The organism is Bradyrhizobium sp. SYSU BS000235 (genome assembly GCF_049747295.1).
GTDB lineage: Bacteria > Pseudomonadota > Alphaproteobacteria > Rhizobiales > Xanthobacteraceae > Afipia.
In genome coordinates this window covers 3,735,237-3,756,149 of record NZ_JBMHJM010000001.1, presented here as the reverse complement: position 1 = coordinate 3,756,149, position 20,913 = coordinate 3,735,237, and the positions used below count along the sequence as shown (strand labels likewise).

Sequence of the window (20,913 nt, the reverse complement as noted above, 5' to 3'; positions counted from 1 at the left end):
CACGGAAAAAATCTGACCGCTCGCCTGTAAGTTGCGTGTTCCCGATCGGTGAGGCGCTGGACGATGCGCGGTGAAATTCATCACTTCCGAACGGGGAATGATGGGGAGCATCCGCATGATGCGTCGCCGCGCCGGCTTGCCGCAATCATCGCAGGCGACATCGCAGGCTACAGCCGCCTCATGCAGCTCGACGAGGACGGCACTTACGCCCGCGTCAAGCGGATCGAGCGTGATCTCATCGAGCCGACGATCCTGGAGCATCACGGCCGGCTGGTGAAAACCACCGGCGACGGCTTCATTGCGATCTTCGACAGTCCCGTCGAAGCCGTGCGTTGCGCCATTGTCATCCAGCAGAGCATGGTGGGACGCAACGCATCGCAGCCGCGCGAAAGCTCGATCGTCTACCGGATCGGCGTCAATCTCGGCGATGTGATCGTGGAGAGCGAAGACGTCTATGGCGACGGCGTCAACGTCGCCTCCCGCCTCGAAGGGATTGCCAATCCGGGGCAGATCTTCATTTCCGGCGGCATCTACGAACAGGTCAAACACAAGCTCGTCTGCGGCTATCAGTCGCTCGGCGACAAGCAGGTGAAGAACATCACCGATCCAGTGCGGGTCTATCGTGTTTTGCCCGATCCATCGGCACTGATCGAGAGCCGGATACGGCCGCTCGCCGCGATGCTCGTTGCCGCCACGGTTGTCTTTCTGTCCGTTGCCGGCGGCGCATTCTGGTACTTCGTGATCAAGCCTCGTGATCAGATGATCGCGAGCCGAGTACCAGCGACAGCGCCACTGCAAGCGCCGGTGCCAACGCCACTCCAGGCTCCTGCAGAGACAGCCAAGGCGCCTCCCGCGTTGCCACCTTCGGAAACGGCAAAGGTGCCCGCCATCACCGTGACGCCTCCGCTGTCGCAAGCCAAGCCGATGCAGACAGCTCCAGTGCCGCAGGCAACTCCGGTCCCGCAAGCGGCTCCAGCAGCACCGCCTGCGGTAGCGACTGCACCAGCGGCGATCACGCCGCCTCCCGCTGCAGCGAAGGCAAAGGAGCCCGACATGGTGCCGCTGAACGGCGGCGGCTTCACGATGGGGAGCAACGACGATCTGTCGGAGCGGCCGATCCATCGCGTGTCGGTGAAACCGTTTTCAATGAGTAAAACGCCGATCACGGTGCGCGAATGGAACGCCTGCGCCGCGGCCAAGGCGTGTTCGTTCACCGCTACGGGCCGCGACGATGCGCCGATCACGGACGTGAGCTGGAACGACGCCAAGCAATTCGTTGCCTGGCTCTCGCAAGAGACGAAGAAGCCATACCGACTGCCCAGTGAAGCCGAGTGGGAGTACGCCGCCCGTGGCGGCACGCAGACCATCTACTGGTGGGGCGACCAATTTCAGAACGGCATCGTCAATTGCCGAAATTGCCTTGATACCACAGCCGAACAACCGTTGAACGTCGGAAGCCTCAAGCCCAATCCGTTCGGCCTTCACGACATGGGCGGCGGCGTCGATCAATGGGTCGAGGATTGCTGGCACAAGAATTATCAAGGGGCGCCATCCGATGGTTCGGCATGGACCTCCGACGGCGATTGTACTTCACGCGTGATAAGATCAGGATCGTGGCGCAACGACGCCCGCTCAGCCCGCCCCGCAAGCCGCGACCGTTACGACGCCGTCGTGCGCTATCCGACCCACGGTTTCCGGGTCGCCCTTTCTCGCGAGGACAAGCCGTAAAGGACGTGACAGCAATGGGCCTCATCCGGATCATCATGCTCTCGACGACGCTGACATTGCTGACATTCGCAGCCTACGCGCAGGGAACACCGGCGCCGAAAGATGCCTATCTTTATTTTGTCTGGCCTCAGGATGGGGCGGTGATCAAAGGCTCGTTCTGGGCCCGGTTCGGCTTGCGCAATATGGGCGTCACCCACGCCGGCGACACTTTCGCCAATGCCGGCCATCATCATCTGCTCATCAACGTGACCGAGCCGCTCAATCCCAAAGAACCGATCCCGCAGGACAAATCTCACCTGCATTTCGGTGCCGGCCAGACGGAAGCGCGCATCGAACTGCCGCCCGGAAGGTACACGCTGCAATTGGTCCTCGGAGACGCCAAGCACTACCCCTTCGATCCGCCGGTCGTATCCAGGAAAATTAACGTCACGATCCGATAGGCCAGGCTACCGCGCACGTTTTTGCGGTCTATATGTTCGACAGCGCGAGTTTCGCCGCTCGCGCTAGAGTCCCGATTCCGAAGTTCGCATCATGGCGCTGCTCGTTCGTCTGCGAACTTCGGAATCGAAGGACTCTAGTAGGTTATTATTCTCGTGTGGCTTTGGTTCTGAAGTCCGCATTCCGGACTCGCCACTCGAATGATGCGGACTTCAGAACCGCCACACGTGCCTCTTTGCCGATCGAGGAAACGCAACAGAGGGTTAAAAGCCATGATCGTATCCGACACGTTCTGGGATTTCGAGCATGCGGGCTGGAACAGGGACGCCCTTGCGACCTCCTATCACCAGCATCTCGGAGAGGTCACAGCGGGCTGTATCCCGGGTCTCCTCCAGGCCGTAAAGCTGAAGGCCGGCGACAAGATTCTCGATGTCGCATGTGGTGCGGGTTACGTCGCAGCTGCCGCGCACAAGGTGAGCGCAGAAGCGATCGGACTGGATTTCTCTGCGGCTCAGGTCCGGCTGGCGAGACAAACCTATCCGCACATCCGATTCATCGAAGGAGATGCCGAGGCCCTGCCCTTCGCTGAAAAGCAGTTCGACGCCGTCGTCAACTCGTTCGGTATGCCTCACGTTCCACATCCGCAAAGAGCCGCAACAGAATCGTTTCGCGTGCTCAAGCCGGATGGACGGTTCGCTTATGCGTCATGGTGCGAAGCGAGCAAATGCATCGGCATATCGATGGTCTACGACGCCATCCGCGAACACGGTTCACTCGATGTCGGACTGCCGCCGGGACCCAATTTCTTCAGCTATGGCGACCTGAAGTTTGCCTCGGACATGCTCGGCCGCGCGGGGTTCAGAGATATCTCCGGAACAGAACTTCCATTGGTCTGGCGCGTCCCTTCTCCCGAAGCCTTCATCGAAGCGATTTCGTCCGGTACCGTCCGCGCCGCTGCTGTTCTCAATCGGCAAAATCCAGCGAACCTCGAAAACATCAGACATTATCTGCGCAAGATGATCTTGGGCTTTGAACACGACGGCGGCTTCGCCGTTCCGATGCCCGCGCTGGTGGTCTCGGCCCATAAGCCGATGCATCACTAACGTCGCGAGTGTGGTGGTTCAGAAGTTCGCTCCATTTTTCCGCGAGTCCTTCCGGCGAACTTCTGAACCTAACCACACTCGAGTTGTAGGCTTGCTAGTGTCCCTTAGATTCCGAAGTTCGCATCCAAGCCAGCCGCGAGCCTGTGCGAACTTCGGAATCGGGACACTAGATGAAAAAGCCCGCCGGGGTCGGCGGGCTTTTCATGTCTCAAGCCGCTGCGCCGATCATTTCTTGACGATCACGATCTCAAGATATTCACTCGGCACCACGATTGTACCGTCGTCAGCCGTGTTCAGACGCCCAATCAACGCGACCAGATCCTCCTGCAAGCCACGCTGCTTGGTCTCGTCGAGCGCGGCAAATGCCTTCAGGGTCGGCCCATAATAGGTCTTGAACACCTCAAGGAAGTGTTCAGGCGAGCGATAGCGGAACGCGAAGTGGCGTGGCTGGGCCTGGATCGATGCTGCGCCATTGCCGAACAGTTCGCCAAGCCGGTCGCGCGTCCCCCACAACGCCGGCGATTTGACACCCGCCGGTGGCGGCAGATATTGACCGAGGGTCTTGAACACCTGTCCGATGAAACCCTGCGGCGTCCAGTTCGCGAGCCCGATCTTTCCCTTGGGCTTGCACACACGCAGCATCTCTGCGGCAGCCTTGTTCTGGTCGGGCGTGAACATCACGCCAAAGGTCGACACAACCACGTCGAAGCTTGCGTCCTTGAACGGCAAGGCTTCCGCGTCTGCCTCTTGAAATGCAATGTTCAAACCTTCCGCAGCGGCACGCGCCTTGCCGCGTTCGAGCAGCGCAGGCACGTAATCCGTCGACGTGACGTCGCACCAGCGTCGTGCAGCCGCGAGCGACACGTTTCCGTTACCGGCTGCGACATCGAGCACACGTTTTCCGGCGCGCAAATCAATCGCTTCACACAGATCTTCGCCAACGATCTGCAAGGTTGTACCAACCACTGCATAATCGCCGGACGACCACGCACCATGCTGGCGCGTCTTGACAGCGACGAGATCCGGTCCGGGTGGAACTTCAGTCATGGTCATTGTCATGGCACTCGCTCCCAAAGAGTTGTTCAAAGTTGTACCGCCCGCTCACGGGGCGTGTGGCACCCTGACGCGGAGCTGTCTGTGCCGCTATGCAGCTTCCGCAGGATGGTGCAGAATCCGCATCGAATTTTATTTTGAGACTTTTTGTCGGGCCTGAGCGCCGGTTGCGCCGATCCCAATTCCGGATTGGAGGCGTGCCATGAGTGTGAAGTCAGACACGTTCGCTGGGGCCGATGACGCGACGCTACACGTGCGGCATGCATTGCCTGCGAGCGTTTCCCATGCATTGCATTGGCTGAACGGCCGATTGGACGAGCCAATCCAACTTGAAACACTCGCAGCGGTCGCCGGCGTTCGACCGCGCACGCTGGAAGCGCATTTCAGACTTTATCTCGGCACCACGCCGCTTGGCTGGGTGCGGCGCATGCGGCTGGCGCGCGCGCGTCAGCAACTGTTGTCGGCCGACGCCCATGCGAGCGTGACCGACATTGCCACGGCCAACGGCTTCAATCAGCTCGGCCGCTTTTCCGCGCAATATCGCGAGCAATTCGGCGAACTGCCGTCGGACACGCTCAAATCCATCCGCGGGCAGATGGCAGGCAATGACGACATTGTCGACGAAGCGATGCGCCTGAGCTGGCGGGCGCTGGGCTCGGCGTTCATGGTGGGACCGCAATCCTGTAGCGCGGCACTGGAAGACGCTGAACAGGCGCAAGAGCTCGCACCGCATTACGCTTTGCCGAAAGCGATCGCCGCCTGGTGCTGGGGCCAGCGCGCGGCACATAACTTCAACACGACCTCCCAATTCGATCGCGCACAGTCAAAGCAATTCGCGGACGAAGCAGAAAAGCTCGCGCCGCACGACGCGCTGGTCTTGAGCCTGTGCAGCGGTGCTCTGACGCTGAACCGCAAGCTTGGCGCGGCTGATCATCTGATCGAACGTTCACTGGCGATCGAGCCGTGGTCGCCATGGGCGTGGCTGCGGCGCGGCTGGCTGTCCGGCTATCTCGGCGACGACAACGCCGCGCTGCGTGAACTCCAAATCACGCTGCGCCTGATGCCGTTCGAGCCCGTACGCCACCTCGTGTTCATCGGTATCGGCTGCGCCCATTTCAACGCAGGACGCTATGACCGCGCTCAAATGGATTCAGGACGGCATGGTGGCGGGACCGGAATCCTTCTGGGCTGAACGGGTGCTTGTGGCGGCCGCCGTTCATGCCGGTGCGCGGGACGAAGCGCGGCGTTGTGCCCTCAAGCTTCTGCATAAGGACAAGGATCTCACGGTCACCACCGCGCGCGATGCGTGGCCGTTCACGCCGGCCTTCATGGAGCGCCTGAGCGACGGCCTGGTGACGGCGGGCGTGCCGCGGACCTGACGATCACTCCAAAAGCAATATCGTTCAGTAAGTGACCGTCGAGCGAACACCGAACACCGCGGCATCCTTGATGCGGTGGGTCTGGGTCGGATCGTTAGGGTCGACGATGCCGCCGCCCGGATGGAAGACATATTGAAAGACCGGCTGTACTGTCCAATTGCTTTGCACTTCCGCGACATAAGTCATTTCAAACACCGCTTCGTAGTCGCGTATCGGACTTGCGATGCCGGTGAACGTGTTCGCATCGCGGTCGGCCTGCCGCGCCGCGTCCGAAATCTTTGCATAGGTCAATGCGATACCCAGCTTGTCGTTCGCCCGCGCCTCGCTGAAGCCGGTGAACTGAAAGCCACCGTCGAGATAGAAGTTGATCAGGTTGCGGTCCGACGGACTGACCGATGCACGAGCGAAGAAGGCAGCTCCTTTGTCCGGGCTTGACGATGCGCGCACAAACATCTGCTCATAGACGCCGAAGATGCCCTGATTACCGCGCAGCTTCTGAGGTTCGCCCGAACCTGCCGGATCGGCCAGCGCAAAGCCGCCAACGGAGTAACGCATGTCGTTGAACTCGCCGAGGTGTTTCCAGGCACCGCCGGTGATCGTTCCCGGCAATTTGCTCTCGCCGAGATCGAACTTGTATTTGAGTTGCCCGATCATCCAGGCTGGATCATTGACGCGAAACAGAACGCCGTGCGGATTGGCAAGCTGCGGATCCAGCGGGCTGTCCGGCGGGGCCGCATCGCCGTCGAAAATCGCCGCGTAAGCCGTGATGCTGTCCGACAGCTGCGCTTTCACGCGCACGCCGGGCACGGCGAGCGGCGGCGACGGACCGCCCGCCAAAAGATTGATGCCGGTGATGCCCGGCCAACCGAGCGCGGAATTGGTGAAAATGTCGTCGTACTTGCTGTCGATGAACTCGACATCCGACGCCTGCTGCCCGACCTTCACCAGCAATTTGCCATCAAACAGCGATTGCTCGATCCACAACTCATAAAGCCGCGTGGCAGGCAACGCTTCGACACCGCTGACCAGCATCAGGTTGCCGACGTAATCACGCGACAGCCCCTGCCCGTGAATCTGGTACATATTTGTGTGAAACGTCGCGCCGGTCCAGCCGATGACTTTCTCGAGATCGACATCCATGCCGAGATCGAGGCGGCCAGTGTAGATCGTGCCTCGCCGTACACCGCCTGTCGGATTGCCGAACACTTCCGCGATATAGGTCGCGTTAAACTGGACGCCCCAGTCAGCAAGAATCTCGCGTGGATTTTTCGTCTTCGTCGCTTCTGCAGCCCGCTTTGGTTCCGACACCGGAAGATCGGCGGCGAGCGCAACCTGCTGCGACAGCACGAACGCGGCAGCGACGGCGGCGGCGGTTCGCAGCAGTTTGAACAATCGGCTTTGCACAACAGCCCCGGACTATCTCATGATCCCGAGGCGCTTCATGATGTAGTAGGCGGCCGTGGACGACGCGATGATCAGGATTCCCGCCCAGAGGAATCCGGAATCGACGTCGGTCAACGGCAGCCCTTTGGTGTTCATGCCGAAGACGCCGGTGATCAATGTCGGCGGCAGCAGCAGTGCGGTCAACACCGACAGCAGATGCAGGCTCTTGTTGCTCTGTTCCTCGATCTTGAGCTGCAGTTCTTCCTGAAGCAGGCGGCTGCGTTCACGCATCTCGACGATGGTGTGATCCAGCGCATCGAGTCGCTGCGCGAGCTTGCCCGCGCGCAGCCGCAGGGCCGGTTTCAGCACGTCGCCGCCCTGCTGCTCGAGACGATGAAAAGTGAACCGCAAGCCGGATAATTGCCGGTGCAGCCGCACGCAGGTCCGCCGCAAGCGGCCGAGGTCCTTGCGCTTGTCGACGACGTCGTCGGACAGCACCCGTTCCTCGATGGTGTCGAGATCCTGCTCGACCCGATCGGCGATGCGCTCCATGGTCTCGGCGACATACTCGACGATGGTCTCGAACAGTTCCGCTGCGCTCCCGATGCGCTGCCCGCTTTCCAGCACGCGGCGCGTGGCATCCACAGCGCACAGCGCCTGATGACGGCCGCTGACCAGGAGCCGCTCGGTCATGACGAACCGCATATAGCCGGTTTCTTCAGTGACGCGGTCGATCGCGCGCAAGAGATCGCTGATGACGCCGTAAACGGTGTCATCGGCGGTGTGCATCTGCTGGAAATTGTCCTTCGACAGAAACAGCGCCTTTGCCGGTCCCGGCAGATCTAGCGTTGACGCGGCAACCCACTGCTCGGCGCGGATATCTGCCAGATTGAAGTGAAGCCACAGCAGGCCATCGCCACGGACATCGATCGGCTTTTCGGCATCAAGCGGTTCAGACCGGCCATCGGCGTGAATGCGGAATGCCCAGACAAGGCCTGGAATGACGGCGGAAGACGCCGAATGTCCGCCTGGCACGTTCGTACTCGATGCTTCCGCTTGCACAGCCTGCCCCAGACAAACCAAGACTCGTGACACGTCGGGTAGTCATGCCGCCATACCACCCGGATACCGGCCGATATGACGACACTTCTATTACAGCCGGATGTCAGCCGGCCTTATTCGGCGGCTTCGGCGAGATCCCCCGCCTCCTTGTTGTAGTCGTGCACCACGCGGCCATAGGGCAGCGTCAGGTCGGCCACGAAATGCTTCGCGCCAATCACGCGTCGAACCGGGAAATCAGCCACCGGCGCATTCACGTGCGGAACCAGGTGCAGGCGGCCCGGCCCGAACCAAGAGCCCTTCACGGTGATGTCCGTGAGATTGATCGCGACCAGTTGGGCGACCTCGGCACGGCCATCGACGCCGGGGATCAGCTTGAGGTTGATCTGGGTCTTCGACAGTGTCTTGAGCGTCTCGTCGCCGTTATGCGCCATCGCACCGTGCTTGTAGGCCATGGTGCCCACGGCCACCTGCTGCCCGGCATATTCCAGCGTGCCGGTGAGCGTGTCCTTCACGATGTCCAGTTTCGGATGCGCGTACTTCTTCGGGAAGCCCCAGATCTCGCGGCCCGCGGCAATCGGCGGATCATCATCGAGATACATCTGGGAGACGAAATTGACCTCCTCGCCGTGCAGCCGGGCGGGAATGACAAGACCCGACTCCGTATAGCAACCGAAGCCGGACGAATCCGGCATCTTGATCCACTCATAGTGCACGATGGGCTGATCGATCGGCTCCAGCGGCTCAGGCAGGCCGGCGCGGATCAGATCCGGATCGGTTTCATAAGTGATGACGAGAAACTCGCGATCGATGAAACGGTACGGCCCCGCCGGATAGCTGGGACCGGCGGCCGGCATCGAGGGAAGTCTTAGAACGTCTTCCTTGCGCATCGGGCTTTTCCTTTCAGTGAGCGGTCCAGCCGCCGTCGACAGGCAGCGTGATGCCGGTGATGGATTTCGCGTTGTCAGTGCAGAGGAACGTCACCACCCCAGCCAGTTCTTCCACGGTGACGAAACGCTTGTTGGGTTGGGCCGCGAGCAGTACATCGGAGATCACCTGCTGCTCCGTGATGCCGCGCGCCTTGGCCTGCTCCGGAATCTGCTTCTCGACCAGCGGCGTCATCACGTAGCCGGGGCATACCGCGTTGACGGTGATGCCGTGTTCGGCGACTTCAAGCGCCGCCGTCTTGGTGAGACCGGCGATGCCGTGTTTGGCGGATACGTAGGCTGACTTGAACGGCGAAGCCACCAGCGCATGGGCCGAAGCGATATTCACGACGCGGCCCCACGCATTCTTCTTCATCGCAGGCAGCGCCAGCCGTGTAGTGTGGAACGCGCTCGACAGGTTGATCGCGAGGATCGCATCCCACTTCTCAATCGGGAATTCCTCGATCGGCGCGACATATTGAATCCCTGCGTTGTTGACCATGATGTCGACGGAGCCGAATTCGCTTTCCGCCTGTTCGACCATGTCGGCGATATCCTGCGGTTTGGTCATGTCGGCGGGGCTGTAGAGCACCTTGATATTGTGCTCTCCCGCGAGGTCCGAGCGGATCGCTTCGATCTCGTCGGCGTTGCCAAAACCATTCAGCATGATGTTGGCGCCGCTGGCGGCAAGGCCGCGCGCAATACCAAGGCCGATGCCGCTGGTTGAGCCTGTGACGATGGCGGATTTTCCGGACAACATGCTGACCACTCTGGGCTGCCGGGGATCGGGACCGATCTCCGCAACCGGCAGCGCGGTTAAGGAGCGGTAACGTTGATGCACGACAGCTAGCGGGGCTCTTTGACAGCGATGTGAGACAATTCCTTCACACCGATGACAAGCGTCCAAATACTTTAATCATCGCCATGAAGATGAGCTGCCGACCGCATCGCCCGTGGCCTTTGTCACGACAGCGTCATTGCCTGTCTGGAATCTGAGGCTCAACCGGATACCGGAAGACCAAAGATCAGTGGGGCAAAAGTCATGGACGCGCGTACACCTGAGATCGACACCTTCGCAAGCCGCGGATGGCGGCCGGACCGCTGCGACCGCGTCGCCCTTGTTTTGCAGGGCGGCGGCGCGCTCGGCGCCTACCAGGCCGGCGTCTACCAGGCACTGCACGAAGACGGCATGGAGCCGGACTGGGTGTGCGGTGTTTCGATCGGCGCGATCAATTCCGCGATCATCGCCGGCAACCCACCGGAGCGGCGCCTCGAACGGCTGCGCACCTTCTGGGATCGCATCACCAGCCGCAAGGTGTGGCACTACACGCCGGATGGCGACGTCTATCGCAAAGCGCGCAATCTCACGAGTTCGTTCCTCACCACGACACTCGGTCAACCCGGCTTCTTCAAGCCGCACGAGGTCAATCCGTGGTTCAGCCCGGCCGGCGCGAAGACTGCGACGAGCTATTACGACACCGCGCCGCTACGCGAGACACTGCTCGAGCTGGTTGACTTCGACCTGATCAATTCGCGGAAGATGCACTTCGCCGTCGGCGCCGTGAACGTGCTGACCGGCAACTTCCTCTACTTCGACAACAAGAAAGAAATCATCGAACCCGAACACATCATGGCGAGCGGCGCGCTGCCGCCGGCTTTGCCCATGGTGAAGATCGGCACCGATCACTTCTGGGACGGCGGCATCGTCTCCAACACCCCGCTGCAGCACTTGCTCGACCAGGAAGATAAAATGAATTCGCTGGTGTTTCAGGTGGACCTGTTCAATGCGCGCGGCGTGCTGCCGCGTGACATCCAGGAAGTCATGGCCCGCCATAAAGACATCATGTATTCCTCGCGCACGCGCTACAACACCGACGTCTACAAGCGCATGAACAACCTGAAGGCTGATTTCTACAAAGCGCTCGTGAAGATCCCGGATGATCAGCTCTCCGATCATGAGCGTATGCTGCGCAACAAGTTCGCAGATCTGCCCGAGATCACGATCCTGCAGATGATCTATCAGCAAAAATCCTACGAAGGCGATTCAAAGGATCACGAGTTTTCGGCGACCTCGATGCGCGAGCATTGGGCCAGCGGCTTAGAGGACACCCGCCGCACGCTGAAGCGCCGCGACTGGCTGGCGATACCCGAAGACGGCATGGGAATCGTGGTGCATGACGTGCATCGCGAAAGGGATTATTGAGATCACTCCTTAAACCTGCGCCTCACAATCATTCCCTCCAGACAAAGCTGTCTGAAGGGGGATCGCGATGTATGTTTGAGCGCCGTCAGGAGCTCAGCGCGGGAAGCACATCCTTGAGATATTCGCTCGGTATTTGCATCAGGCCCGCAAACGGATGCGTCAATTCCAAGATAAGAAACAGACTACTCGAAACCGATAGTGCGAACACCAACAGCGCCGCAAATACCAACGTACTCTGCTCGGCGAACAGACCAAAGCTCGTGAAGATCACCGTCACCCAGATCATCAGGACAACGAGAAATGGTATCGGGATCGAACTGTCGAGACGCGTGAAGATGGCGAGCCGCACACGCGCGATTTCGAAGCTGGTGTCGATAATCCGCGACTTCAAGGCCCGTTGCTCGTCATTCTTCGGAGACAATGCATCGATCGCGGAATAGAATTTTCCTCCAACATGACTCGACGAAAATGCCGAAATCTTCGAGGACGAAGTCGCTCCCTCCCGCCAGATCCTGTCGACCATTGTATTGGCGGCTTCCCGCGTGAAGCGGCGAAGGTCGTCTGCTTCGGGGCCATACTGCACCATCAACTGATCGACGAGGATCAGTTGCGCTGCGAGCGTTCTGATATTCGTGTTCTGCGTGTCGTAGGAAGTCTTGGCGGATGCCGTCATCAGGCCGAGCACCAATGCTGCCAGCGTGCCGACAAGTCCTGTCCCCAGTTTGATGACTTCCTTGGAGTCTGCGTCGAGCTTCCCGTTCGGGACAGAGGAGCGAAGCAATCTGCCGAACGCAATTCCGGCACTCATTGCTGCAAACGAAATCAGAAAAACCTGAGCCGAGGTCATCAAGGCCTCATACAATCGTGACGATCCGTGGGTAATCTCGCGCGAAAGTTCTACTTGCAGGTTCCGGTGCGCTGTTCTCGCGGAAGTTGCCCCCGCCTGAAAATGTCAGCATGCCTCCGGATCCCAAACGACTCAACAATCAAGAATCGGTGCGCCCAAACGTGTTCCCAACAGGGCGGTCCCCGCTATGTCCCGCAATCCACAGGGGAAAATCAGACAGTTGCAGGGACTCAGTGTCGGAAATACGATGCAGCGCATGAGGGTTCCACCAGTGATTCAATCGCGTACGATCGCGTCATTGACGGCGCTTTTCGCCCTGTGCCTTGCGTTGTCTCCGACGCAATCACGCGCTGAATGGTGGAAGATTTACGCGCCAAAGGATTATGAGGACTGCGCCACCAGCGCGGAGCAGCCGGGCCTCAGCAAGCAGGACAAGGCGAAGATTCTTTCAGGCTGCGACGCCAAGTTCGCGGGCCGCCGCAAGCCGGGTGGCGGCTACACCTATTTCGACTTCATGCAGAACCGCAGCTTCGATATCGCCGGTCCCAACCCGACGCCGGAAGAATTGAAGAGGATGGATCAGGAGTATCTTGGCTATCTGGGAGATCGCGGGCATGAGACGATTGTCGCTGCGGTGACACAGCCGGCGCCCGCACCCATTGAGCTGCCGAAGGCTATCCTCTCGCCACCAAAGGGCGTTGCCTCGGTTGCTGCCTTGCCGACACCGAAACCTCGTCCTGCGGCTGCCTCCCGTGCTCACAAGGAACCGGTATGCAAGGCCGATGCTCTGTCGTGCGGATGGGCGAAAATCACAACGACCGTGCACGATCTTTTCCAACCGCCGCAGCATAAGCCGACGCCGAGGAAGCCTCTTCAGCAGGCCCAGCGATAAAGTCTGGCCCTCGATCGCCGACGTGATCGGCAAGGCCCATGTCGGGCCCTCTCGTTCCCAAAAATCTCTTCAACCGACATGCATGACGCTCAACGTGCGATGCCATGAGCGTCGATGGCGACAGCTCACAGCAGCGAGAGAGCCGACAGCTGACAGCGAGGCAAAAGCAAATGCCCGCGCCATTGGCGCGGGCATTGTGTCGATAGACTGACTGTGAACAAGGGACGCGACGTGTGCGCCCTCGCCCAATCAGAACAGGTGCGAGAACAGGACGTACAGGCCAGCCGACAGCGCGATCGCCGCCGGAAGCGTCAGTACCCAGGCCATCACCATGTTGCGGATGGTCGACATCTGCAGGCCCGAGCCGCTGGCCGCCATGGTTCCGGCGACACCGGATGACAGCACGTGCGTAGTCGAGACCGGCAGGCCGAACATGTCGGCGGCACCGATCGTCGCCGCGGCAACGAGTTCAGCCGACGCGCCCTGCGCATAGGTCAGGTGGGTCTTGCCGATCTTCTCGCCGACCGTCACGACGATGCGCTTCCAACCGATCATGGTGCCGAGGCCGAGCGCGAGAGCAACCGCGATCTTCACCCAGGTCGGGATGAACTTCGTGGCGGCATCGAGCGAGCCCTTGTATGCGTTCAGGGTGGCGACCTCTTCCTTGTTGAGCTCGCTTTCCTTGTCCTTCATCAGGAAACGCAGCGCTTCGGACGTCAGGTACATATCGTTACGAGTGTTGCCGACGGCCTCGGCAGGCACCTTGTTGAGCGAACCGTACTTCTGCACCTGATCGCCGACGTCCTTCACCAGCACGGCCAGCGACGGGTAAGTGCCTTCGTTCAGCGTGTGCAGGGAGACATACTGCGTTACAGCCGGACGCGGATCGCCGATGATGCTATGGCCAGCGCCCTTGGCGGCGATCACTTTCGAAGCCGCTTCCGAGGTCTGCTGGAACTGCTGCACCATTTGAGCAGGCAGCGTGCGGTTCAGAGCGTAAGCCGTCGGCACAGTGCCGATCAGGATCAGCATGATGAGACCCATGCCCTTCTGACCGTCGTTCGAACCATGCGCGAAGCTGACGCCGGTGCAGGTCAGGATCAGAAGGCCGCGGATCCAGAGCGGGGGCGCCTTCTGACCATCGGGCGCAGCGTAAAGTGCCGGGTTACGTATGACGAACTTGAGCACCACCAGCAGGACTGCAGCACAGACGAAGCCGACCAGCGGCGACAGCAGCAGTGCATAACCGATTTCGGTCGCTTTGCTCCAGTCAACGCCCGAGGTGCCGTCGCGGCCGCGCATGATGGCGTTGGCAACACCGACACCGATGATCGAACCGATCAGCGTGTGCGAGCTGGAGGCCGGCAGGCCGAAGTACCAGGTGCCGAGGTTCCAGACGATGGCCGCGATCAATAGCGCAAACACCATGGCAAAGCCGGCGCTGCTGCCGACCTGCAGGATCAACTCCACTGGCAGCAACGAGACGATGCCGAATGCGACCGCGCCGGATGAGACGAGAACGCCGAGGAAGTTGAAGAAGCCGGACCACATCACGGCGACTTCAGCCGGAAGCGAGTGCGTATAAATCACAGTCGCAACCGCGTTCGCGGTGTCGTGGAAGCCGTTGACGAATTCAAAGCCGAGGGCGATCAGCAGGGCAACGAAGAGCAAAATATAGGGAAGAAACGTCGTGGTCTTCACGCCGGTGGCTTCGACGTCTTCGTAGATGCTGTAGGCGACAAACAGCAGTCCCGCTGCGAGAACGCCGAAGAAGATCAGCATCGTCAAAGGGTTGAAGCCTTTGTCGAGGTTAGGTTTGGACGCAGGTTCAATAATCCCGCCGTCGGCCCCTTGATTAATCGCAATATCACTCATTAACGCCCCCTTTATAAATGAGAGGCGCCTTTAATGACTGTTTACCTTAAAGGTTGAATGACACCACCGCTGCAGCTGTATGGCTGGTGCACTGCCGAAAGCGAGTGTGCGGTTCTTGCCACGCGACATGTCCGCTGAGCGATCATCGCGGGACGACAGAAGTCTCGTGTCCCGACATGTTGTAGATCGCGTGTCTTCCAGGAAGCTTCAGGCTTTTGCCCGGCCGCGGCGGACCTTGGGATGTTGCTCGGCTTCGGGGGCAGGCTCCGTCCCGGACTTGACGTGCGCCTTGATGGCGACAAGCGTCTCCATCCCTGATTCAATGGCATCATCAGGCACATCGTGCAGGACATCCGTGGCGATCGCGTCACGCAGGCTGTCGAGATCGTCGACCAGTTGGCGGCCCTTCGGTGTCAGGAACAGCCGGTTGGCACGCCGGTCATGGGGGTCGGGTTTTCGTTCCAGCAGCTCCGATTCCACAAGACGGTCCAGCAGCCGGACCAGCGAAATCGGCTGAAGCTCAAGCACATCTGCGAGATCGACCTGCGATAACCCCTCCTGCTGCCGCAATCGGAAGAGTACAATCCACTGGGCACGCGTGGTCCCGCGCGCTTTGGCACGTTGATCGATGTAGTTGCGCAAGAGTCTAGAACTTTCAATGAGTTGCGCAACAAACTGCCGTTTGAGATCCAGGCTCATGATCTGGCCGTCCCGAGACCTTTCAAACAATTAATGGTGAGCCTGCATACTATTTGCACGCTTATCAACTATAAACGACATATTGGATCGGTTGTCCGAAAAGCAATTGGGTTAGGCATGGCAAAGGGTCGCATTTCTTTTTTGGGTTATCTCGGCTTGGCAGCTGTTGTGGCTGTCGGCGGCTATGCTGTTTGGCCCAAGCACAAGGACGAGAAGCCGAAGGCTGCCGCGCAGAGCGTGCCGGTCACGGTTGCACAGGTTTCGAAAGCCGACTTCCCGGTCTACCTCACCGGGCTTGGAACCGTGCAGGGTTTCAACACCGTCACCGTACGAACCCGCGTGGACGGACAAATCGATACGATCAACTTCAAGGAAGGCCAGATCGTCCAGAAGGGCGACCTGATTGCCCAGATCGACCCCCGCCCCTTCCAGGCCGTGCTCGACCAAGCGATCGCGAAAAAGAATCAGGATGAAGCGAGCCTTGGCAACGCCAAGCTCGATTTGCAACGCTCCACCAAGCTCGGCGAATTTGCGACCAAGCAGACCGTCGATACGCAGACGGCGAATGTTCAGCAGATCACGGCGCAACTCGCGGCTGACGACGCGTCGATCTTCAATGCACGCACGCAGCTCGATTACGCGAGCATCAGGGCCCCAATCTCAGGCGTAACCGGCATTCGTCAGGTCGACGTCGGCAACATCGTCAATGCGGCAACGCAGACCGGGATTGTTACCATTGCTCAGATCGAGCCGATCTCGGTGATCTTCACCGCACCTGAAAACCAGTTGCCGGAAATCAAGCAGGCGCTCAGCCAACACGAATTGAAGGTCACGGCACTGACGACGGACGGACGCAAGGTGCTCTCTGAGGGAACCCTGTCGCTGATTAACAATCAGGTCGATACCACCAGCGGAACCATCCGCCTGAAGGCCGAGTTTGCCAACAAGGATCATGCCTTGTGGCCAGGCCTTTCGGTTTCGACGCGCCTTCTCGTCAACACCGTCAAAGACGCGGTCGTGATCCCGGATGATGCCATCCAGCATGGCATGAAGGGGCTCTACGTTTATGCCGTAGGAGACGGCAACAAGGCCGAGTTTCGTGAGGTCAAAGTTGGACAATCCACGGATGGCCATACTCTCGTCGAGGGTGGATTGAAGCTCGGCGAGCATGTGATCGTCAGCGGTCAGTACCGCGTTCAGCCGGGTTCCTTGCTGACGACCACTGTCGCAAGTTCCGGACAGACCACGGTGAAGGCGGACTAAATGAGCAACGGCGGCATTTCAGCTCCCTTTATCCGGTTTCCCATCGCAACCTCCCTGCTGATGGCGGGGATTCTCTTTGTGGGTCTTGTCGCTTATCCGCTGCTGCCGGTGGCGCCGCTGCCGCAGGTCGACTTCCCGACGATTCAGGTTTCTACCAGCCTTCCTGGCGCAAGCCCGGAAACCATGGCGTCCTCCGTTGCGCAACCGCTGGAACGGCAGTTCGCGCAAATTCCCGGCGTGGCGCAGATGACCTCGACGAGTTCGCTGGGGTCGACATCGATCACCATTCAGTTTGATCTCAACCGCAACATCGATGGCGCCGCCAACGACGTGCAAGGCGCGATCAACGCCGCAGGCGGTCAGCTACCGAAGACGCTTCCAAACCCGCCGACTTATCGCAAAGTGAACCCGGCGGACTCGCCCATTCTGCTAATGTCGGTGACCTCCGATACACTCCCGCTGATTGATGTCGACGATTACGCTGACACCCAATTGGCGCAGCAGATCAGCCAGATTTCCGGCGTTGCTCAGGTCACCATCGGCGGTCAGCAAAAGCCGGCGATCCGCATTCAGATCGATCCGGCGAAACTCGTCGCCAAGGGCATCTCTCTTGAGGATGTCCGCGCCCAGATCGCGATCACCACCGTCGACAGCCCGAAGGGGAACGTCGACGGCAATACGCGCAGCTACACGATCTACGCCAACGACCAGTTGCCGAAATCCAAGGACTGGAACGACGTGATCATCGCCTATCGCAATGGCGGTCCATTACGCATCCGCGACATCGGCCGGGCGGTGTCAGGTCCCGAAGACGCCAAGCAGGCGGCATGGGCGAACGGCAAGCGCGGCGTGTTCCTCGTTATCTTCAAGCAGCCCGGCGCCAACGTCATCGACACCGTCGACAAGATCAAGGCGAAGCTGCCGCGCCTTGTTGCGGCAATTCCTCCTGCCATCAAGGTCAATGTCATCAGCGACCGGACGCAAACCATTCGTGCGGCCGTCGAGGACGTCCAGTTCACCCTGCTGTTGACCATCGCCCTGGTGGTCATGGTGATCTTCGTCTTCCTGCGCAGCGTCTGGGCCACGATTATTCCGAGCATCACTGTTCCGCTCGCACTGCTGGGCGCGTGCGCCCTGATGTGGGCGTTCGGCTATACCCTCGACAACCTGTCGCTGATGGCGCTGACGATCTCTGTCGGCTTCGTGGTCGACGACGCCATCGTCGTGCTCGAAAACATCAGCCGTTACATCGAGGAAGGTGAAGAACCGTTCGCGGCCGCGCTCAAAGGCGCCGGCGAAATCGGCTTCACCATTGTGTCGATCAGTATTTCGCTGGTGGCTGTGCTCATTCCGCTGCTGCTGATGGGCGGTATCATCGGCCGCCTGTTCCGCGAGTTCGCCATCACGCTGGCCATGACGATCTTCGTGTCGCTGATCGTGTCGCTGACACTGACCCCGATGATGGCGTCGCGCTTTCTGAAGGCGCACACCGGCGAGGTTCATCACGGCAAGCTCTATCAGATGAGCGAACGTTTCTTCGACGGCATGCTCGCCATCTATCAGCGTGGGCTCGATCTTGTGCTGCGCTGGCGCTTCGTGACGTTGTGCACGTTCTTCGCCACCGTCGCGCTGTCCTGCTACCTGTTCATGATCATTCCAAAGGGCTTCTTCCCGCAGCAGGACGTGGGTCTGATCACCGGCATCACCGAAGGCGGACAGGACATTTCGTTCAAGGAAATGTCGCGCCTTCAGGCGGAAATCGGCGGGATCATTCAGAAGGATCCTGCGGTGGCCAGCATCGCCATGGCGATCGGTGGCGGCGGCAATGCACTGAACAACGGACGCATGTACATCACGCTGAAGCCGCGTGACGAGCGCAACGTCAGTGCGCAACAGATCATCGCGCGCCTGCGGCCGCAGTTCGACAAGCTGGTCGGCGCGCGCGTCTTCATGCAGGCCGCACAGGACGTGCGATTGGGTGGCCGCGCAACGCGTACGCAATTCGAATACACGTTGCAGGACGCCAACCTCGACGAATTGAACAGCTGGGCGCCCAAGATCCTCGAAAAGCTGAAGACGTTGCCTGAACTGCGTGACGTCGCAACCGACCAGCAGACAGCGGGCACTACGCTGACGCTGACGATCGATCGCGACACCGCGTCACGCTATGGCATCCAGCCGCAGCTGATCGATGACACGCTGAACGATGCTTTCGGACAGCGTCAGGTCGCGCAGTACTTCACGCAGGTGAACAGCTACCACGTGATTCTGGAAATCCTGCCTGAGCTGCAAGGCGACGTGGACACGCTAAACAAGATTTACGTCAAATCGCCAACCACCGGCGATCAGGTACCGCTGTCGACCTTCGTGAAGTGGACGACCGTTCCCGTGCGGCCGTTGTCGATCAGCCACCAGGGGCAATTCCCGGCGACGACGATCAGCTTCAACCTGGCACAGGGCGTTGCGCTCGGCCAGGCAACCAATGCCATTCAGCAGGCGGTGACCGAACTCGGCGTGCCGGCAACGGTCAATGGCAGCTTCCAGGGAACGGCGCAGGCATTCCAGCAGTCGCTGGGCACCGTGCCGCTGCTCATTCTCGCTGCGCTGATCGTCGTGTATCTGATCCTCGGCATCCTCTACGAGAGCTACATCCATCCGCTCACCATCATCTCGACCCTGCCCTCCGCAGGCGTCGGCGCGCTCGCAACTCTGATGCTGTTCGGCTTCGATTTCAGCCTGATCGGCCTGATCGGCATCATCCTGCTGATCGGTATCGTGAAGAAGAACGGCATCATGCTCGTCGACTTCGCCATTGCGGCGGAGCGCGACGAAGGCCTGGAGCCGGAAGAAGCGATCCGGAAAGCTGCGCTGATCCGTTTCCGTCCCATCATGATGACGACGATGGCGGCCTTGCTTGGCGGCGTGCCGCTGATGCTCGGCACCGGAACCGGTTCGGAAATCCGGCAGCCGCTCGGCTACGCGATGGTCGGCGGCCTGATCGTCAGCCAGGCGCTCACGCTGTTCACGACGCCGATCGTCTATCTCTATCTCGATAGGCTCTCGAACTTCCTGTCAGGCAAGGGACGCGGCAAGGGCTCGCATGGCCAGCCGCCGGCCATCACACAGGAGCCGGTGTCGGAAGCGGCGGAATAGTCCACTCAGCACCCTCATCTGATCGATGCAAAAAAATAGCGGCTGAGAATTCTCAGCCGCTATTTTTTTATAGGTAATGATGAGCTGCGATCAGCGCTCGGCGAATGCCTTCTCGACCACGAAGTCGGCCGGCTCACCATGGTTGCCTTCAACGAAACCACGCTCCTCGAGCAGGTCCTTGGTGTCCTGAAGTAGCGCCGGGCTGCCGCAGATCATGACGCGGTCCTTGTCGGCTTCGAGGCTCGGCAGCGAGATATCCTCAAACAGCTTGCCGGAGTTGATCAGGTCGGTGATCCGGCCGCGGTTGCGGAATGGATCGCGCGTCACAGTCGGATAGTAGATGAGCTGCGAACTCACCATCTCACCGATCATCTCGTCCTGCGGAAGCTTCTCGGTGATCAGTTCACCGTAGGCGAGTTCCGCAACCCGGCGGCAGCCATGGAGCAAAACCACCTTCTCGAAACGCTCATAGGTCTCGGGGTCCTTAATGACGCTGAGGAACGGCGCAAGGCCGGTGCCAGTGCCAATCAGGTAAAGGTTGCGCCCGCTCTTCAGGTTGTCGATCACCAAAGTGCCGGTCGCCTTGCGGCTGACGATGATTTCATCGCCCACATTGAGGTGCTGGAGACGCGAGGTCAGCGGACCATCCTGAACCTTGATCGAGAAGAACTCGAGGTTCTCTTCGTAATTGGCGCTGGCAACGCTGTAAGCACGCAGCAGCGGCTTCTCGTTGACCTTGAGGCCAATCATCGTGAACTCACCATTGCGAAAACGGAACGATGAATCCCGTGTGGTGGTGAAGCTGAACAGATTGTCGGTCCAGTGATGGACGCTCAGCACACGTTCCTGATTGAAATTGCTCATTACCGTTCCATGCTCGCGACTGGCGACAGCATGGTTGACCGGACGCCG

The 20,913-nt window shown here is 59.9% G+C and carries 18 protein-coding genes; 9 read left to right on the top strand and 9 right to left on the bottom strand.

Annotated elements, in window-relative coordinates:
- Window positions 1-63: 63 nt before the first annotated feature.
- The 3 genes from ACP0KA_RS17480 (at window position 64) to ACP0KA_RS17470 (ending at window position 3,269) form a co-directional block, all read left to right on the top strand.
- Window positions 64-1,728, top strand: coding sequence for an SUMF1/EgtB/PvdO family nonheme iron enzyme (locus ACP0KA_RS17480; RefSeq protein WP_424629999.1), 1,665 nt, complete (start codon window positions 64-66; stop codon window positions 1,726-1,728).
- 14 nt (window positions 1,729-1,742) lie between these two features.
- Window positions 1,743-2,168, top strand: coding sequence for a DUF4399 domain-containing protein (locus ACP0KA_RS17475; RefSeq protein WP_424629998.1), 426 nt, complete (start codon window positions 1,743-1,745; stop codon window positions 2,166-2,168).
- Window positions 2,169-2,438: 270 nt separating this feature from the next.
- Window positions 2,439-3,269 carry a class I SAM-dependent methyltransferase gene (locus tag ACP0KA_RS17470; RefSeq protein WP_424629997.1) on the top strand — a complete coding sequence of 277 codons (831 nt, stop codon included), beginning with the start codon at window positions 2,439-2,441 and terminating at the stop codon, window positions 3,267-3,269.
- A gap of 225 nt (window positions 3,270-3,494) precedes the next feature.
- On the opposite strand, the gene ACP0KA_RS17465 is transcribed toward ACP0KA_RS17470, so the two are convergent.
- Window positions 3,495-4,328: a class I SAM-dependent methyltransferase gene (locus tag ACP0KA_RS17465; protein WP_424629996.1), complete on the bottom strand. Its 834-nt coding sequence runs from the start codon at window positions 4,326-4,328 to the stop codon at window positions 3,495-3,497.
- A 196-nt stretch (window positions 4,329-4,524) separates the two neighbouring features.
- Here ACP0KA_RS17465 and ACP0KA_RS17460 point away from each other — a divergent pair, with 196 nt between their 5' ends.
- Together ACP0KA_RS17460 and ACP0KA_RS17455 are read left to right on the top strand one after the other, a co-directional pair.
- Window positions 4,525-5,514, top strand: a complete 990-nt coding sequence (locus ACP0KA_RS17460; RefSeq protein WP_424629995.1) for a helix-turn-helix domain-containing protein — start codon at window positions 4,525-4,527, stop codon at window positions 5,512-5,514.
- Window positions 5,453-5,701 (top strand): hypothetical protein, encoded by a 249-nt coding sequence (locus ACP0KA_RS17455; RefSeq protein ID WP_424629994.1) that lies wholly within the window; start codon window positions 5,453-5,455, stop codon window positions 5,699-5,701. Before ACP0KA_RS17460 ends, ACP0KA_RS17455 begins: the two co-directional genes overlap by 62 nt.
- Window positions 5,702-5,725: 24 nt before the next feature.
- Here the strand turns inward: ACP0KA_RS17455 and ACP0KA_RS17450 are convergent, their stop codons facing one another.
- The 4 genes from ACP0KA_RS17450 to ACP0KA_RS17435 all read right to left on the bottom strand — a co-directional run bounded on the left by ACP0KA_RS17450 (window position 5,726) and on the right by ACP0KA_RS17435 (window position 9,829).
- Window positions 5,726-7,093: a carbohydrate porin gene (locus ACP0KA_RS17450; protein ID WP_424629993.1), complete on the bottom strand. Its 1,368-nt coding sequence runs from the start codon at window positions 7,091-7,093 to the stop codon at window positions 5,726-5,728.
- A 24-nt stretch (window positions 7,094-7,117) separates the two neighbouring features.
- On the bottom strand, window positions 7,118-8,119 hold the full coding sequence (locus tag ACP0KA_RS17445; RefSeq protein ID WP_424629992.1) for a transporter: 1,002 nt from the start codon (window positions 8,117-8,119) through the stop codon (window positions 7,118-7,120).
- Between the two features lie 140 nt (window positions 8,120-8,259).
- On the bottom strand, window positions 8,260-9,033 hold the full coding sequence (locus ACP0KA_RS17440; protein WP_424629991.1) for an acetoacetate decarboxylase: 774 nt from the start codon (window positions 9,031-9,033) through the stop codon (window positions 8,260-8,262).
- A 13-nt stretch (window positions 9,034-9,046) separates the two neighbouring features.
- The gene (locus ACP0KA_RS17435) at window positions 9,047-9,829 is read right to left on the bottom strand and encodes a 3-hydroxybutyrate dehydrogenase (protein WP_424629990.1); all 783 of its coding nucleotides are present in this window, start codon (window positions 9,827-9,829) and stop codon (window positions 9,047-9,049) included.
- A 282-nt stretch (window positions 9,830-10,111) separates the two neighbouring features.
- Between ACP0KA_RS17435 and ACP0KA_RS17430 the strand changes: the two genes are divergently transcribed.
- Complete coding sequence (locus ACP0KA_RS17430; protein ID WP_424629989.1) at window positions 10,112-11,272, top strand: patatin-like phospholipase family protein; 1,161 nt, start codon at window positions 10,112-10,114, stop codon at window positions 11,270-11,272.
- An 85-nt stretch (window positions 11,273-11,357) separates the two neighbouring features.
- Here the strand turns inward: ACP0KA_RS17430 and ACP0KA_RS17425 are convergent, their stop codons facing one another.
- On the bottom strand, window positions 11,358-12,119 hold the full coding sequence (locus tag ACP0KA_RS17425; RefSeq protein WP_424629988.1) for a hypothetical protein: 762 nt from the start codon (window positions 12,117-12,119) through the stop codon (window positions 11,358-11,360).
- A 256-nt stretch (window positions 12,120-12,375) separates the two neighbouring features.
- Here ACP0KA_RS17425 and ACP0KA_RS17420 point away from each other — a divergent pair, with 256 nt between their 5' ends.
- Entirely contained in the window at window positions 12,376-13,011 is a 636-nt protein-coding gene (locus ACP0KA_RS17420; RefSeq protein ID WP_424629987.1) for a hypothetical protein, read from the top strand.
- Between the two features lie 249 nt (window positions 13,012-13,260).
- On the opposite strand, the gene ACP0KA_RS17415 is transcribed toward ACP0KA_RS17420, so the two are convergent.
- Both ACP0KA_RS17415 and ACP0KA_RS17410 read right to left on the bottom strand, forming a co-directional pair.
- A complete protein-coding gene (locus ACP0KA_RS17415; protein WP_424629986.1) occupies window positions 13,261-14,886 on the bottom strand; it encodes an inorganic phosphate transporter in 1,626 nt (541 codons plus the stop codon).
- A 207-nt stretch (window positions 14,887-15,093) separates the two neighbouring features.
- Entirely contained in the window at window positions 15,094-15,585 is a 492-nt protein-coding gene (locus ACP0KA_RS17410) for a MarR family winged helix-turn-helix transcriptional regulator (protein WP_424629985.1), read from the bottom strand.
- 117 nt (window positions 15,586-15,702) lie between these two features.
- Here ACP0KA_RS17410 and ACP0KA_RS17405 point away from each other — a divergent pair, with 117 nt between their 5' ends.
- Both ACP0KA_RS17405 and ACP0KA_RS17400 read left to right on the top strand, forming a co-directional pair.
- On the top strand, window positions 15,703-16,848 hold the full coding sequence (locus tag ACP0KA_RS17405; RefSeq protein WP_424629984.1) for an efflux RND transporter periplasmic adaptor subunit: 1,146 nt from the start codon (window positions 15,703-15,705) through the stop codon (window positions 16,846-16,848).
- Window positions 16,849-20,001: a multidrug efflux RND transporter permease subunit gene (locus ACP0KA_RS17400; RefSeq protein WP_424629983.1), complete on the top strand. Its 3,153-nt coding sequence runs from the start codon at window positions 16,849-16,851 to the stop codon at window positions 19,999-20,001.
- Between the two features lie 90 nt (window positions 20,002-20,091).
- On the opposite strand, the gene ACP0KA_RS17395 is transcribed toward ACP0KA_RS17400, so the two are convergent.
- Entirely contained in the window at window positions 20,092-20,865 is a 774-nt protein-coding gene (locus ACP0KA_RS17395; RefSeq protein ID WP_424629982.1) for a ferredoxin--NADP reductase, read from the bottom strand.
- Window positions 20,866-20,913 lie beyond the last annotated feature (48 nt).